Raw genomic sequence first — 17,018 nt, 5'->3', positions numbered from 1 at the left:
TGTCAATGGAACCGTTTACTAAATAATACAAAAAAAGATCAGTCACACTCCGTGACTGATCTTTATGGCTCTATACTTTTTCCTGTTGATGAACTACCAATGTGGTAATCTATTAACAGGATTTGACAAAGAGCCATCTTTATTGGACTAGCTGGGATCGAACCAGCGCATGACAGGATCAAAACCTGTTGCCTTACCGCTTGGCTATAGTCCAATAATGGTGGATGGGAGTGGATTCGAACCACCGAACCCGAAGGAGCGGATTTACAGTCCGCCGCGTTTAGCCAGACTTCGCTACCCATCCATATATAATAAAAAATACACTTATAATTATACGTTGCTTTGAATATACAGTCAATGGTAAATTTATCATTTTCTGTAATTGGGCTAGCTGGGATCGAACCAGCGCATGACAGGATCAAAACCTGTTGCCTTACCGCTTGGCTATAGCCCAATAAAATGGATGGGAGTGGATTCGAACCACCGAACCCGAGGGAGCGGATTTACAGTCCGCCGCGTTTAGCCATACTTCGCTACCCATCCATACGTAGTAATCTCAAGTCAACTACACTATAATATCAAATCTTTTTTCGGTTCGTCAAGTCCTATTTTAATACTATTTATAATCTTGTAAATTTATTATCCGCAACCTACGTTTCCAAGCGTCAAAAAAACTTGGTTCGTGCCATTCAATGGTCTTACCTCGATGCACGCCAACTGCTTGATTAAAATACCATGCGGATCCCACCTTCACTGGGGTTTGAGCATCATGAATGTGGCCAAAATGGACAATTTTTACTTGGTATTTTTCAATCAATTTTTCCATTTTAGTACTCCCCATCATTCCATTTGCCATATTCCAAAAGCGATTATCATCTGTGTACCGAATAAATTTTTTATTTGGAATAAAATGGGTTAGAAATAAAATCGATTTTTCTGTTGCCTGTTTAAATAACTGCTCAATCTCGTTTAATTCAATATTCAGTCGTTCAGGATCCGATATAGATTGTTCAATTTGCCCGTCTACCCAATAGGCCCTTTTCCAATGTTCAAAATCCGTTACTTTTTTATCCAAGTTGTCCGCAAAAGAATAGTCATACCAGCCATTTCCACCAATAATTCGCCAATTTGTTTCTGGAACATCATAAATTTTATGGTTTAAATACTCCGGCATGACAACACCTTGCAATTGAGCATAAGTGACGTTCCGTAACATATCGTGATTCCCCGCCACAAACCGGACTGGTATCTCAGGCATCGCAGCCTGTAGATTTTTAATATAAGAAGTCGTCAAACCAAAATCATTCGCTATGTCACCCGCAATTAGCAATAACTCAACATGTGCTTGCGTTAGAAATTGAGCTTGATTGACTACTAGTTCAGCTATATCAACTTTATTCAAATCTAAGTGATTGTCACTAGTCAACGCTATTAAAGTCATTTAAATGTCCCTCTAAAAAAAGATTATGTTATCTCGAGGATAACATAATCTTTAAGTTTTATTTCTCTATTTTACGCCGGCCATCAATTTTTTAATTGGCTTAGCGAAGAAGGCCAGAACAATTCCGAATATAATTGAGACAATTCCGACAATTGCAAAGTACTGAATTTCAGTATCTGGTGTATAGAATTTAATAATTTGTGAGTTAACAGCCTGACCAGCTGAGTCAGCCAAAAACCACATACTCATCATTGACGACTGGAAGGCTCTTGGCGCCAGTTTTGTCGTAACCGACAGACCAATTGGAGAGATTAACAATTCAGCAATTTCAACGACTGCCCAGCTACCCACTAGCCAAAGTGGACTAACAAGCGCTTTTGGTCCGTACAAACTAACAGGTAGTACCATAATTAAATATGAAATACCGGCTAGTACTAATCCATACGAAAACTTAGCAGGAGATGATGGTTGTTTCTTGCCCAATTTGGTCCATAAAATCGCAAAAATAGGTGTATATATTAAAATAAATAATGGGTTAAGTGATTGATACCATGAAGCAGGAATCGTAAACCCTAAGAAATTATTTTGCGTTTGGTCGCCCGCAAACAAGGCCAAAACAACGGATCCTTGTTCTTCAATTGCCCAAAAGACGGCAGCTGCAATAAAAAGCGGTATATATGACCATACCCGTGAGCGTTCCTCTTTTGTGACCTTTTTGCTTGTTAGCATGATGACAAAGTAAACAACTGGGGTAATAAGCACAATAATACTTAATAATGAAATAAAGTTATCTAGTGATAGCCCACCCATTACTTTCATTAACAACAGGATTAGCAAAAAGCCAATCGCACCGGTTACTGTGTATCCGGTTGTTCTCTTCGCATCACCAGGCTCAAGTGGGTTGTTTGGATAAAGGGAATCCTTACTCAAATACTTTCTTCCACCCATCACATATTGGACTAACCCAAAGAACATACCAATTGCTGCCAAAGAAAATCCAGCGTGATAATTGTAGTTTTGTCCGATGAATCCTACTAGTAAAGGCGCTACTAGTGAACCAAGATTAATACCAAAAACGAAAATCGTAAAACCAGAGTCTCGACGTAGGTCTCCTCTTGAATACAGTGTACCGACCATTTCTGAAACATTAGGCTTTAAAAGTCCGGTTCCTATAATAATCAATAGTATTGAAAGAAAAAGAGCTGTTTTACCAAATGGTAGCGCCAAACAAATATGACCAAACATGATCAGTATGCCACCATAAAAAACTGTTCTTCTACTTCCCCAAATTCGATCACTTAGAAATCCTCCAAGCACTGATGACAAGTAAACTAGGGAACCATAAATTGCCATAATCGAAGCTGCTGTGGTTTTGTTTATTCCAAGGCCACCCTTTGAAATTGAGAAGTACATATAGTATAGAAGAATTGCTTTCATTCCATAGTAACTAAATCGTTCCCACATTTCGGTGAAAAATAAGGTTGAAAGTCCTTGAGGTTGTCCAAAGAAGGATTTGTCATAGTCCTTCTTTTCTACATTGTTTTCCAATTAATATTCCTCCAGACGCCTGTACCCATGTTAATTCTTTGTAAAAACAGAATCATTTCAGGGATAATTTAGGCAATCTCTCTGTGTGTTATAAATTAAACATAAGAATAATTATACTCCGAATTAATATTATAGGCAATATAATTCAATAATAATCCAATTTTAACCGTAATTTTGAATACTTCAGCCAAATTAAAAAGGAGTAACAAAAAAATAGACCACAACGAATGTTGTAATCTATCATTTAGTGCCGGCTGAGGAATTCGAATCCCCGACCCTCGGTTTACGATACCGATGCTCTACCAACTGAGCTAAGCCGGCATGTAAATTTAACTCCGACAGGCGGGCTCGAACCGTCGACATCCTGATTAACAGTCAGGCGCTCTACCAACTGAGCTATGTCGGAATAATAATCGCGTGGCAACGTCCTACCCTTGCAGGGGGCGATCCCCCAACTACTCTCGGCGTGCTAAAGCTTAACTTCTGTGTTCGGCATGGGAACAGGTGTATCCTTTAGGCTATCGCCACCACACTATTGAGAACTTGAGCTCTCAAAACTAGATAATATCAATTCCTTCAGAGAACACCACTTTGTGGTTAAGTCCTCGACCGATTAGTACTGGTCCGCTCCATGCATCGCTGCACTTCCACTCCCAGCCTATCTACCTGATCATCTCTCAGGGGTCTTACTTCCTTAATGGAATGGGAAATCTCATCTCGAGGTGAGTTTCACACTTAGATGCTTTCAGCGTTTATCTCATCCATACATAGCTACCCAGCGATGCTCCTGGCGGAACAACTGGTACACCAGCGGTATGTCCATTCCGGTCCTCTCGTACTAGGAACAGATCCTCTCAAATTTCCTACGCCCGCGACGGATAGGGACCGAACTGTCTCACGACGTTCTGAACCCAGCTCGCGTACCGCTTTAATGGGCGAACAGCCCAACCCTTGGGACCGACTACAGCCCCAGGATGCGATGAGCCGACATCGAGGTGCCAAACCTCCCCGTCGATGTGGACTCTTGGGGGAGATAAGCCTGTTATCCCCAGGGTAGCTTTTATCCGTTGAGCGATGGCCCTTCCATACGGTACCACCGGATCACTAAGCCCGACTTTCGTCCCTGCTCGACTTGTCTGTCTCGCAGTCAAGCTCCCTTCTGCCTTTACACTCTATGAATGATTTCCAACCATTCTGAGGGAACCTTTGGGCGCCTCCGTTACTCTTTAGGAGGCGACCGCCCCAGTCAAACTACCCACCTGACACTGTCTCCCACCACGATTAGTGGTGCGGGTTAGAGTGTTCACACAGCCAGGGTCGTATCCCACCAGCGCCTCTGCCGAAACTAGCGTTCCGGCCTCTACGGCTCCGACCTATCCTGTACAAGCTGTGCCAACACCCAATATCAAGCTATAGTAAAGCTCCATGGGGTCTTTCCGTCCTGTCGCGGGTAACCTGCATCTTCACAGGTACTTTAATTTCACCGAGTCTCTCGTTGAGACAGTGCCCAGATCGTTACGCCTTTCGTGCGGGTCGGAACTTACCCGACAAGGAATTTCGCTACCTTAGGACCGTTATAGTTACGGCCGCCGTTTACTGGGGCTTCATTTCTGGGCTTCGCCGAAGCTAACTCATCCACTTAACCTTCCAGCACCGGGCAGGCGTCAGCCCCTATACGTCATCTTACGATTTTGCAGAAACCTGTGTTTTTGATAAACAGTCGCCTGGGCCTATTCACTGCGGCTACACTTGCGTGCAGCACCCCTTCTCCCGAAGTTACGGGGTCATTTTGCCGAGTTCCTTAACGAGAGTTCACTCGCTCACCTTAGGATTCTCTCCTCGACTACCTGTGTCGGTTTGCGGTACGGGTAGTTAAACATTCACTAGAAGCTTTTCTCGGCAGCGTGACATCAGGTGCTTCCCTACTTAATTCGGTCCTCATCACAACTTGTCTACTCGGTCACCAGCATTTGACTGCTAACCAGACTCGTTGCTTGAACATTCTTATCCAACTGAATGCTCACCTTAGCCTTCTGCGTCCCTCCATCGTTCAAACACGTTTAACTAGTACAGGAATCTCAACCTGTTATCCATCGTCTACGCCTCTCGGCCTCGACTTAGGTCCCGACTAACCCTGGGAGGACGAGCCTTCCCCAGGAAACCTTAGTCATTCGGTGGACCAGATTCTCACTGGTCTTTCGCTACTCATACCGGCATTCTCACTTCTAAGCGCTCCACTAGTCCTTACGATCTAGCTTCTCTGCCCTTAGAACGCTCTCCTATCACACAACCTTACGGTTGTATCCACAATTTCGGTAGTATACTTAGCCCCGGTACATTTTCGGCGCAAAATCACTCGGCTAGTGAGCTATTACGCACTCTTTAAATGGTGGCTGCTTCTGAGCCAACATCCTAGCTGTCTATGCAACTTCACCGCCTTTTCCACTTAGCATACATTTAGGGACCTTAATTGGTGGTCTGGGCTGTTCCCCTTTCGACGATGGATCTTATCACTCACCGTCTGACTCCTGGATATAAATCTATGGCATTCGGAGTTTATCTGAATTCAGTAACCCATGACGGGCCCCTAGTCCAAACAGTGGCTCTACCTCCACGATTCTTTACTCCAAGGCTAGCCCTAAAGCTATTTCGGAGAGAACCAGCTATCTCCAAGTTCGTTTGGAATTTCACCGCTACCCACACCTCATCCCAGCACTTTTCAACGTACACGGGTTCGGCCCTCCAGCGCGTTTTACCGCACCTTCAGCCTGGACATGGGTAGGTCACCTGGTTTCGGGTCTACATCTACATACTGAAACGCCCGTTTCAGACTCGCTTTCGCTACGGCTCCGTCTTTTCGACTTAACCTTGCATGTAAACGTAACTCGCCGGTTCATTCTACAAAAGGCACGCTATCACCCATTAACGGGCTCTAACTAATTGTAGGCACATGGTTTCAGGAACTATTTCACTCCCCTTCCGGGGTGCTTTTCACCTTTCCCTCACGGTACTGGTTCACTATCGGTCACTAGGGAGTATTTAGCCTTGGGAGATGGTCCTCCCGGATTCCGACGGAATTTCACGTGTTCCGCCGTACTCAGGATCCTGAACTGAGGGCTTTCGATTTCGCTTACTGGACTTTCACCATCTGCGGTTAGGCTTCCCAACCTATTCAACTATCGAAAGCTTTGGTAACTCAAATGTTCAGTCCTACAACCCCAACAAGCAAGCTCGTTGGTTTGGGCTGTTCCCCGTTCGCTCGCCGCTACTTAGGGAATCGATTTTTCTTTCTATTCCTGTGGGTACTTAGATGTTTCAGTTCCCCACGTCTGCCGTTACTTGAGTATGTATTCCCCAAGCAACAATCATCGACTAAGATGATTGGGTTTCCCCATTCGGAAATCTCCGGATCAAAGCTTACGTACAGCTCCCCGAAGCATATCGGTGTTAGTCCCGTCCTTCATCGGCTCCTAGTGCCAAGGCATTCACCATGCGCCCTTCATAACTTAACCTAGCTATCACTTCGTGATAACGGTTAATTGAGTATGTTACGCGATATAAACTTGTTTCAAAACTCAAAAAATACGCGGTGTTCTCGGCTTTAATTAATTTATTACAATAAAATTAAAGGAAAAAATTGATATTATCTAGTTTTCAAAGATCAAATTTGAGAGTAAACCCCTCAAAACTAAACAAAGTTTCGACTTATGTGCAACCTTCCGTATTATCCTTAGAAAGGAGGTGATCCAGCCGCAGGTTCTCCTACGGCTACCTTGTTACGACTTCACCCTAATCATCTGTCCCACCTTAGGCGGCTGGCTCCCGAAGGTTACCGAACCGACTTTGGGTGTTACAAACTCTCATGGTGTGACGGGCGGTGTGTACAAGGCCCGGGAACGTATTCACCGCGGCATGCTGATCCGCGATTACTAGCGATTCCAACTTCGTGTAGGCGAGTTGCAGCCTACAGTCCGAACTGAGAACGGCTTTAAGAGATTAGCTTACCCTCGCGAGTTCGCGACTCGTTGTACCGTCCATTGTAGCACGTGTGTAGCCCAGGTCATAAGGGGCATGATGATTTGACGTCATCCCCACCTTCCTCCGGTTTATCACCGGCAGTCTCACCAGAGTGCCCAACTTAATGCTGGCAACTGATAATAAGGGTTGCGCTCGTTGCGGGACTTAACCCAACATCTCACGACACGAGCTGACGACAACCATGCACCACCTGTCATTCTGTCCCCGAAGGGAACGCCTAATCTCTTAGGTTGGCAGAAGATGTCAAGACCTGGTAAGGTTCTTCGCGTAGCTTCGAATTAAACCACATGCTCCACCGCTTGTGCGGGCCCCCGTCAATTCCTTTGAGTTTCAACCTTGCGGTCGTACTCCCCAGGCGGAATGCTTAATGCGTTAGCTGCAGCACTGAAGGGCGGAAACCCTCCAACACTTAGCATTCATCGTTTACGGCATGGACTACCAGGGTATCTAATCCTGTTCGCTACCCATGCTTTCGAGTCTCAGCGTCAGTTACAGACCAGACAGCCGCCTTCGCCACTGGTGTTCTTCCATATATCTACGCATTTCACCGCTACACATGGAGTTCCACTGTCCTTTTCTGCACTCAAGTTTATCAGTTTCCAATGCACTTCTTCGGTTGAGCCGAAGGCTTTCACATCAGACTTAACAAACCGCCTGCACTCTCTTTACGCCCAATAAATCCGGATAACGCTTGCCACCTACGTATTACCGCGGCTGCTGGCACGTAGTTAGCCGTGGCTTTCTGGTTGGATACCGTCACAACGTGAACAGTTACTCTCACGTTCGTTCTTCTCCAACAACAGAGTTTTACGAGCCGAAACCCTTCTTCACTCACGCGGCGTTGCTCCATCAGACTTTCGTCCATTGTGGAAGATTCCCTACTGCTGCCTCCCGTAGGAGTTTGGGCCGTGTCTCAGTCCCAATGTGGCCGATTACCCTCTCAGGTCGGCTATGCATCATTGCCTTGGTAAACCATTACTCTACCAACTAGCTAATGCACCGCGGGTCTATCCAAAAGTGATAGCCGAAACCATCTTTCAAACGAAAATCATGCGATTTTCGTTGTTATACGGTATTAGCACCTGTTTCCAAATGTTATCCCCTACTTTTGGGCAAGTTACCCACGTGTTACTCACCAGTTCGCCACTCATCCGATGTTAATTATCAGTGCAAGCACTTCAAATCAACGGGATGCGTTCGACTTGCATGTATTAGGCACGCCGCCAGCGTTCATCCTGAGCCAGGATCAAACTCTCATTTTAAAATGATAAGCTTTAGCTCATTATTTGTTTTTGTTACTTACGAATTGACTTCGTTTGTTACATTTTGGATCCAACCTCGATGGGTTGAATCGCCCTGCACATTTGATTCGTCGAAACTTTGTTCAGTTTTCAAAGGTCTACATTGTGTCCGTTAAGACAACTACTTAAATATATCACTTATATTAATTCATGTCAACGTGTAATATGAATAAAAATTCATTTTATATTTTCTCGTAATGTCTCGCGACAACAAATAATAATATATCAATTTATAGCACAAAAAGCAAGACCAAATTAGCATATTTATCGTTTTTTAATGTAACTCTTAATAAAAAACATCCCATGGTTACCAGCAAGGCTGATAATCATGGGATGTCTCTTAACTACTTTTCTTCATCTGGTTTCATTGTTGGGAATAGTAGAACGTCTCTGATTGTTTCTGCATTGGTCAAAAGCATAACAAGACGATCGATTCCGATTCCAAGACCTCCAGTTGGTGGCATACCATACTCAAGAGCTTCGATAAAGTCTTCATCAATACCTTCTGCCTCATCATTACCTGCTTCTCGCTCCTTAACCTGAGCTTCGAATCGTTCACGTTGATCAATTGGATCATTGAGTTCCGTAAATGCATTCGCATACTCGTTACCTAAAATATAGAGTTCAAAACGATCAGTAAATCTTGGGTCTTTAGGATTCTTTTTGGCTAATGGTGAAATTTCTACTGGATGACCATAAATAAAGGTAGGTTGGTCCAGCTTATCTTGCACCAATTCCTCAAAGAATGCATTAATAATGTGACCAACAACCCAATACTTTTCATAGCGAACGCCATGCTCATCAGCTAGTTTTCGAGCTTCATCAACAGACATTTCTTTCCAGAAGTCTACACCTGTGTATTCCTTAATCGCATCAACCATGTGCTCACGCTTGAAATCTTTGTTCAAATCTACTTCTGTTCCCTGATAATCAACACTACCTTTATCAGTGACAGCCTTTGCAGCAGCTTTGAATATGCCTTCAGTCTCGTCCATCACATCGTTGAAATCAAAGTAGGCAACGTAAGACTCGAGCATCGTAAACTCTGGATTATGACGCTTGTCCATCCCTTCATTACGAAAGACTCGTCCGATTTCGTAAACACGTTCCATTCCACCGACAATTAACCGCTTAAGGTATAATTCAAGGGCAATTCGCAAATATAAATCGATATCTAACGCATTATGATGGGTCATAAATGGTCGCGCATTAGCACCACCAGCTTGTGTATGTAACACCGGCGTTTCTACTTCAGTAAAATCGAGACCATCTAAATAAGCTCTGATGGCAGAAATAATCTTACTACGGTTTTGGAAACGTTCAAAACTCTCAGGATTAGAAATTAAATCCAAATAACGCTGACGATAAATCTGTTCCTTATTTTGTAAACCGTGGAACTTATCAGGAAGTGGTCTTAGCGCCTTTGATAAGAAAGTTAATTTAGTAGCGCGAATTGTTAACTCGCCCATATCAGTTTTGATAATATCTCCTTCAATTCCAAGGTGATCACCAATATCAGCACGCTTAAAGATATGGTAAATTTCTTCACCAAGAATATCTTTTCTAACGTAAATTTGAACCTTCCCACTTCGATCTTGAATGTCAGCAAAGCCAACTTTTCCTTTACCACGTTTAGATACCATTCGGCCCGCGATAATTGCCTTTTTTTCTAACTCATTCAATTCTTCCTTATCCTCATCAGCAAACTGTTCATGTAACTCTTTTGCCAGATAGGTTCTTTCAAATCTATGTCCAAATGGATCAATTCCTTCTTCGCGTAGTTCATTCATCTTTTCGCGTCGAACTCGCAATTGATCATTCATTTGCTTCTCGTTCTTTTCAGCCAAGCTTAACCCTCCAGTAATTATTCATTCTTTTCAATCATGATAAAAAAGCCAAGAAAATGCAAGTTTATTTTGCAATTTTCGTTATACGATCGTTTCTTGACGCTAATTTCTCTACAAATTGATCAAAAATATCGATCATTTCTTGCTCAGTTTCCGCATTATTCAAAGCCGCTTTGGCTCTTGCAGAATGAGAAATACCCTTCAAATAGTACGCAGCTTGTCCCCTAAACTCACGAGGACCACCATACTCACCCTTAATACCAACTAGTCGATGCAAGTGTTCTTTTGCAGTGGCGACCTTTTTCTCTGGAGATGGTTCAGGTATTAATTCACCAGTTTCCAAATAATGTTCGGTTTGATGAAGCATCCATGGATTACCCATTGCAGCTCGACCAATCATTGCTGCATCTGCTCCAACGTACTCGATCATTTTTTTAGCATCTTGAGGGGTTGTAATATCGCCATTACCCATAAATGGGATCGTTAATTGACTTGCAACGTCCTTTAAAATCTCCCAATCAGCGTTTCCTTGATACATTTGTTTTCTAGTTCGACCATGCATTGCGAGGGCAGAAGCACCAGCACGCTCAGCAGCCAACGCGTTTTCTACAGCAAAAACGTGATCACTATCCCATCCAGTCCGCATTTTAACCGTAACGGGTTTCTTAACAGCATCAGTGACATATGAAACCATTTCATACACCTTGTTTGGATCTAGAAGCCACCTTGCACCTGCTTCAGTCTTAACAACTTTATTCACAGGACAGCCCATATTGATGTCAATAATATCTGCAGCTGTGTTTTGGTCGACAAATTTTGCGGCTTCAACCAGCGATTCCTTCGTCCCACCAAAAATTTGAATACTCATCGGGTGTTCTTTGGGATCAACAAACATCATACTCAGTGTTTTTTTATTTCGATACATAATTCCGCGATCAGAAATCATTTCACAAACAACTAGACCTGCACCAAACTCCTTACAAATCATGCGAAATGCGGAATTAGTTACACCAGCCATTGGTGCAACAACAATTTGATTAGGGATTTTAACATCGCCAATTTTCCATTCCATTTGATTGTTCTCCTAAATTTTGTTTATTTGCTTTGCGCTTGAATCTTTTTTAATTCTTCTTCACTAAACAGGTATTTTTTGCCACAAAAGCGACAAACAGTTTCTGCCTGATGATCTTCCTCAATAAGCTGTGTCAATTCCGTGGGATTAATACTACTCAACGCTTTAGCAAATCGGTCTTTTGTACAATCACACTTAAATGCAACCGGCATTTTATCAAGTATTTTTACATGCTCTTTTCCAAATATCAAGTTCAATATGTCCTCTGGCGATTGCCCCGCCATTAGAAGCTCTGAAACAATTGGCATCTTTTTTAATCGGGTTTCTAACTTGTCAATTGCTTCATCACTTGCGCCTGGCATTACTTGGATTAAAAACCCTCCGGCAACGCCGACTGAATTATCGTTTTCAACAAAGACAGAAACGCCCACTGCTGAGGGAATTTGTTCAGATTGCGCCAAGTAGTAGGTAAAATCATCACCTATTTCCCCGGAAGCTAAAGGAACTTGGCCAGTATATGGTTCTTTCAGTCCAAAATCTTTTGTAACTGAGAGAAAGCCATCACGTCCGACCGCTTTTCCAACATCAATCTTGTGGTTTTTATTTAACGGTAAGCTGATGTGCGCATTTTGAATATATCCCTTTACGGTTCCGTTAGCATTTCCGTCGACAACAATTCCGCCCACTGGTCCGCCACCATTAATGCGAACCGTCAATTTTTCATCATTTTTCAGTACTGACGATGCTAATAATAACGTTCCGATTAATGATCGACCCAGCGCTGCAGATGCTGCACTCCAGGTGTCATGTCGAGTCTGTGCTTCTTTGACAAGGTTCGTCGCATCTACTGCATATGCACGAAACTGCCCGTCATCGATTATACTTTTGAGTAAATAGTCGCTCATTGTTTCCTCCTAAAAAAATCAATAATGTTTGTATTATAACAGGTTCTTAACAAACCGGCTATTATTCCAATCCAAAATAAAAAGTCGCAAGAATTACTTGCGACTTTCTCTTTATTCATCATCTGGTTTATCAGACGACTGATTCTCATCTGAGCTGTTGTCGCTTTGAGTTGAATCTGAGCTATCGGAATCAACATCTTCTGGTTCAGTAGCATCAGAATTTGCCTTTTCTTCAAGTTGTTGCTGACGCTCAGCTTCCCGACGTTCAAGCTCCTTCTTTGATTCTTCAAAGGTAGCAGCTTTTTCACTAGGAAATTCACTCTGTGCGTCTTGTTCTGGCATCTTACCAGTCTTAAACAGGCTGAGAATTTGCTTTTCATCAAGTGTTTCGTATTTAAGCAAAGCTTCCGCAATAATCTTGTGTTGTTCACGATGAGCATCAATGATTTCTTTTGCTTCTTCATGTCCTTCATTGATAATGCGGCGAACTTCAGAATCAATTGTGGCAGCAGTATCTTGTGAGTAAGCGGGGCCTTGTCCATAGGCAGCACCTGCAAATGGTTGACCGCCGGAACTTTCAAGCTGAACAGTTCCCAACTTGTCACTCATACCATACTGGGTGACCATTGCTCGAGCAAGTTGAGTTGCTTGCTCAAAGTCATTGGATGCACCAGAAGATTCTGAATTAAAGATAATCTCTTCAGCAGTCCGACCACCCATTAAACCAGCAATTTGCTCCATTGCATCTTTTTTACTTAAGAGCATCTGGTCTTCGCGTGGCAACATGATTGCGTATCCGCCAGCACGTCCACGAGGAACAATCGTAACTTTATGAACCACTCGGGCATCATTGAGGACAAGTCCTACAATAGTATGACCAGCTTCATGGTATGCGACCGTATTTCGTTCTTGTTTGCTAATTACACGATCACGTTTAGCAGGTCCTGCAATCACACGATCTTCTGCTTCGTCTAGGTCAGAGGCGTCGATTGCCGTCTTATTGCGACGAGCAGCCAATAACGCAGCTTCATTCAAAAGGTTTTCCAAATCAGCTCCGACAAATCCTGGTGTTTGCTTTGAAATCTCTTTCAAATCAACGTCACCAGCCAATGGCTTGTTCTTGGCATGGACTCGTAGAATAGCTTCACGGCCCTTTACATCAGGTCGGCCAACAAGAATCTTTCGGTCAAAACGACCAGGACGTAATAATGCAGGATCAAGGACATCTGAACGGTTAGTAGCAGCCATGACGATAACACCTTCGTTACCCGTGAACCCATCCATTTCAACCAATAATTGGTTCAAAGTTTGTTCACGTTCATCATGTCCACCGCCCATTCCGGCGCCACGTTGACGACCAACAGCATCAATTTCATCGATAAAGATAATTGAAGGAGAGTTCTTTTTAGCTTGATCAAACAAGTCACGAACACGGCTTGCCCCAACACCAACGAACATTTCGACAAAATCAGAACCAGAAATTGAGTAGAATGGTACCGCTGCTTCACCAGCAACAGCCTTAGCAAGTAAGGTTTTACCTGTACCAGGAGGTCCCTCTAGAAGGACACCTGATGGTATTCGAGCCCCAAGTGCATTGAACTTCCTCGGATCCTTCAAGAATTCAACAACTTCAACAAGTTCTTGTTTTTCTTCCTCTTCACCAGCAACATCAGAGAAGCGAACTTTGTTTTCTTTACTATCCGCTGGCTTAGCCTTGGACTTACCAAAGTTCATCACTCGACCATTACCGCCACCTTGGCCAGCTTGGCCCATCATCATATAGAAGAAGAAGATGAAGATTACTAATGGCAATACATAAACTAAAATGTTGACCCAGAAACCGCTAGATTCTTCGGCTTTCGTGTTCATTTTAACGTTATGCGAATTGGCTGCCTTCGTAATTTCAGAAACGGTTGAGTTGTTCTGAAGCACAGAAGTCGTGAACTTTGTGACCTTGGTACTACTGTTCGTGTTACCAATAGTAAATCCAGTCGAAGGCTTGGCTTTCTGTGCAGTTCGGTAAGTTCCGCTGATCTTATAAACCCCACCAGATGGCTGTACCGAAAAACGCTTTATTTTGTTGCTATTAAGCTTTTGAATAAACTCACTTGTTTGGATATCTTGAGTCTGTGAGCTTGAGTTATTTCCCTGGAAGAAATAAATAACACCCATAACCAACAAGAAGACCACAATGTAAAATAGACTATTCCTAAAAAGCCCATTTTTTTTGTTATTCATTTAGTGCCTCCTCAATCGCGTCCCTATTGCTTTAAACAGGGACAGAATTTAGGCCGAAGCCCCTTTTAATAAGATAAAGTCTACCACATCTGACTATTTTTGACTAATTATTTATTCTCGTAAATTTCGGGCTTTAAAACCCCAACGTAAGGCAAATTTCGATACTGATCGCCATAATCCAAACCATAGCCAACAACAAACTCGTTAGGGACAATAAATCCAACATAATCTGCTTTAGCTTCAACGACTCGGCCAGATGGTTTATCGAGCAAGGTGCAAACCTTAATTGAATGAGCGTGTCGCTCTTTCAACAGGTCCTGCATAAATTTGAGTGTTCTACCAGTATCAATAATATCCTCAACTAGGATAATGTCGCGATCTGCCACGTCGATACTTAAATCATGAACTAATTTAACTTCACCCGAAGATGCAGTTCCACCGTTATAGCTCGAGACGTCGATAAAATCTAGTTCTGCAAGAATGTCCATTTCTCGAATAACATCTGTCATAAACAGAACGGCTCCCTTTAAAACCCCAACGATTATCGGATTTTTGTCTTGATAGTCATGTGCCATTTGGTGTCCTAGTCGCTGACAAGCTTCTTTAATGGTTTCTTCACTATAGAGTACTCTTTCAATGTCGTTATCCATTACGTCCTCCAATTCTAGTAATAATCAACTTGTAATTTAGTAAACCCGGATGATCCTTGTTTCGCCAAGCTTTTTTTCGATTGATAAGCCACAATACCTCGCGTTGACTAGTCGTCACAACTAAGTCATTGTGCCGTTCAGAATCGGGTACCTTTTGGTCAATTTGAATCCGTCGAATTAACTGGTGTCCACCGCCTTTAATGACTAATGAATCGCCAAGTTCAACTGTTCTAACAGCCAGAGGCATGTCACTTTTTGAGAGTGACAATCGCATTTCTGCCAACACTTCTACCTGTGGATTCGAATCAATCGGAAAAATACCAAGCTTGTGTGAATCATCTAGGTTCACCCAGTGAGTTAATACTAGCATAATTTTTTTATCTAATCTTGGCTTTTCTGTTGATTTAGTAACTATTTTTAAAGAAAATCCATTATAAGATTTAATAAATCGATACTTATTAGCTAGATTAAGGGTTGCTTGCGGTTTTCGTTTGTTATGGAGCAACTTCATGCATTCTTCTATCACTTCATCATTGATACTCTCCACAGTACGTTCCAAATACCAGCGTAAGAAAACACGTTGACTCGCCTCTTCCAGTTCCATAAAAGAGGTAAGATCCATTTGGTCATCTGCCGCTTTTAGGTGGAGTAAAGACTGCGCCCATTGATCAATCACAAACTTTTGATTCGTTAACTGCTTTGAGAAGCTTGCAACATGCGCCAAAAATTGGTTATTTTCATTTTTTAATTGAGGCACAATTTCATGACGTATTCGATTTCGAAGCACGTCATTGCTCTGATTCGTTGAATCCTCAAACCAGGTTAGCTGATGATCAACCGCGTAATCCTTAATTTCATTCTTCGAAAATGACAATAGTGGTCTTATTAACACAACTTTTTCAAATGGCTGCGATGGCTTAATCCCAATTAATTGATTGAGACTGCCGCCCCTAATTAACTTCATCAAGACCGTTTCGGCCTGGTCATCCGCATGGTGCGCCGTCATCAAGGCGTCCGCGTTTTCCTCTGAAATAATTTGACTAAAAAAATGGTATCTAAACGTACGCGCGGCCGCCTCAATTCCAGTTTGGGGGTGATCCTTTTTAGGCCACACTGCCAAATGGAAGCTAATACCACGTTCATGACAATACTGCTCAAGAAACGCCGCTTCCCGTTCACTCTCATCCCGAAGCTGATGATTAACGTGAGCAACCACAATCCTAGGCTTTTGCCTAGGAGAAATATGTTGCAACAAATCTAACAGTACCATGGAATCAACACCTGTCGAAACTGCCACTATAACGGTTGATTTTGACTTAAATTGATGGTTTCCGACAATATTCTTTTTAAATTTTTCCATTAAGTTCATTTAATTGCTCCAAAAAAGAAAACCGTGGATTTTCATCCACGGTTAATTTATTAACTACGACGACCGCCACGGCCACCGCGCTTGCCTTCAGTATTTCGTTTTAAGGTTGCTAACCGATCTTCACTATCTTTAAGAAAACCAGACATCAAGTCATCAAAACTTCCGCCTTGTCCACCTGAATGTTGGCTAGCTTCATGATTGTTGGAACTACCGTGAAAGCTTCTACCATTGCTATTATGAGTAGTATTACTATGATTGCTGGTACTAGTATGATTGCTAGTGCCGTGATTATTATGAAAATTACTCGTAGCCTTGCCTCTTGCATGGGTAGCTTCTGCTGGCTTATCTTCAGCTTTTCGAATAGAAAGGCCAATTTTACCATCATCACCGATTGTTAAAACTTTAACGGTGACCTCATCACCAACAGATAAAACATCATGAATATCTTTTACAAATCCATCTGAAACTTCACTAATATGGACAAGCCCAGTTTTGTGCTCGCCCAAATCCACAAACGCTCCAAAGTTCGTAATTCCTGATACTTTTCCAGAAACTTTCGCTCCAACCTCAATTGCCATAAAAAAGATTTTCCTCCTTGAAAATGTATAT

General features: G+C 42.7%; 9 protein-coding genes, 6 tRNA genes and 3 rRNA genes. All 18 read right to left on the bottom strand.

From position 1 onward, the window contains the following. Positions 1-142 precede the first annotated feature (142 nt). The 18 genes from FGL90_RS07125 to FGL90_RS07040 all read right to left on the bottom strand — a co-directional run bounded on the left by FGL90_RS07125 (position 143) and on the right by FGL90_RS07040 (position 16,987). A tRNA-Gln gene (locus FGL90_RS07125) sits at positions 143-214 on the bottom strand. Positions 215-218: 4 nt separating this feature from the next. Continuing rightward, positions 219-304 (bottom strand) — tRNA-Tyr (locus FGL90_RS07120). Positions 305-382: 78 nt separating this feature from the next. Next, positions 383-454, bottom strand: a tRNA-Gln gene (locus FGL90_RS07115). Between the two features lie 6 nt (positions 455-460). Next, positions 461-543, bottom strand: a tRNA-Tyr gene (locus FGL90_RS07110). A gap of 73 nt (positions 544-616) precedes the next feature. After that, entirely contained in the window at positions 617-1,441 is an 825-nt protein-coding gene (locus FGL90_RS07105; protein ID WP_010620484.1) for a metallophosphoesterase, read from the bottom strand. Positions 1,442-1,507: 66 nt separating this feature from the next. Continuing rightward, the gene (locus tag FGL90_RS07100; protein ID WP_010620483.1) at positions 1,508-2,989 is read right to left on the bottom strand and encodes a peptide MFS transporter; all 1,482 of its coding nucleotides are present in this window, start codon (positions 2,987-2,989) and stop codon (positions 1,508-1,510) included. A 248-nt stretch (positions 2,990-3,237) separates the two neighbouring features. Next, positions 3,238-3,310, bottom strand: a tRNA-Thr gene (locus FGL90_RS07095). A 12-nt stretch (positions 3,311-3,322) separates the two neighbouring features. Then, positions 3,323-3,395: transfer RNA gene (locus tag FGL90_RS07090), tRNA-Asn, on the bottom strand. A 9-nt stretch (positions 3,396-3,404) separates the two neighbouring features. After that, positions 3,405-3,521, bottom strand: a 5S ribosomal RNA gene (rrf, locus tag FGL90_RS07085). A gap of 61 nt (positions 3,522-3,582) precedes the next feature. Continuing rightward, positions 3,583-6,501, bottom strand: a 23S ribosomal RNA gene (locus tag FGL90_RS07080). A 222-nt stretch (positions 6,502-6,723) separates the two neighbouring features. After that, positions 6,724-8,289: ribosomal RNA gene (locus tag FGL90_RS07075) — 16S ribosomal RNA — on the bottom strand. Together the 16S, 23S and 5S rRNA genes with 2 tRNA genes alongside form the textbook arrangement of a ribosomal RNA operon. A 383-nt stretch (positions 8,290-8,672) precedes the next feature. Beyond that, positions 8,673-10,151, bottom strand: a complete 1,479-nt coding sequence (gene lysS / locus FGL90_RS07070) for a lysine--tRNA ligase (protein ID WP_081484039.1) — start codon at positions 10,149-10,151, stop codon at positions 8,673-8,675. 88 nt (positions 10,152-10,239) lie between these two features. Further along, on the bottom strand, positions 10,240-11,247 hold the full coding sequence (gene dusB / locus FGL90_RS07065; protein ID WP_010620744.1) for a tRNA dihydrouridine synthase DusB: 1,008 nt from the start codon (positions 11,245-11,247) through the stop codon (positions 10,240-10,242). A gap of 23 nt (positions 11,248-11,270) precedes the next feature. Next, on the bottom strand, positions 11,271-12,152 hold the full coding sequence (gene hslO / locus FGL90_RS07060) for an Hsp33 family molecular chaperone HslO (protein WP_010620745.1): 882 nt from the start codon (positions 12,150-12,152) through the stop codon (positions 11,271-11,273). Between the two features lie 111 nt (positions 12,153-12,263). Continuing rightward, on the bottom strand, positions 12,264-14,390 hold the full coding sequence (gene ftsH / locus FGL90_RS07055) for an ATP-dependent zinc metalloprotease FtsH (RefSeq protein ID WP_010620746.1): 2,127 nt from the start codon (positions 14,388-14,390) through the stop codon (positions 12,264-12,266). Positions 14,391-14,497: 107 nt separating this feature from the next. After that, the gene (hpt, locus tag FGL90_RS07050; protein WP_010620747.1) at positions 14,498-15,040 is read right to left on the bottom strand and encodes a hypoxanthine phosphoribosyltransferase; all 543 of its coding nucleotides are present in this window, start codon (positions 15,038-15,040) and stop codon (positions 14,498-14,500) included. Further along, positions 15,033-16,409, bottom strand: coding sequence for a tRNA lysidine(34) synthetase TilS (gene tilS, locus FGL90_RS07045; protein ID WP_010620748.1), 1,377 nt, complete (start codon positions 16,407-16,409; stop codon positions 15,033-15,035). Before tilS ends, hpt begins: the two co-directional genes overlap by 8 nt. A gap of 50 nt (positions 16,410-16,459) precedes the next feature. Beyond that, on the bottom strand, positions 16,460-16,987 hold the full coding sequence (locus FGL90_RS07040) for a S1 domain-containing RNA-binding protein (RefSeq protein ID WP_147657518.1): 528 nt from the start codon (positions 16,985-16,987) through the stop codon (positions 16,460-16,462). Between the last annotated feature and the right edge of the window lie 31 nt (positions 16,988-17,018).

This window comes from Secundilactobacillus malefermentans (assembly GCF_008033155.1).
Taxonomy (GTDB): domain Bacteria; phylum Bacillota; class Bacilli; order Lactobacillales; family Lactobacillaceae; genus Secundilactobacillus; species Secundilactobacillus malefermentans.
The sequence above is the reverse complement of the archived record's forward strand: the minus strand, read 5'-3'. Positions and strand labels throughout refer to the sequence as shown.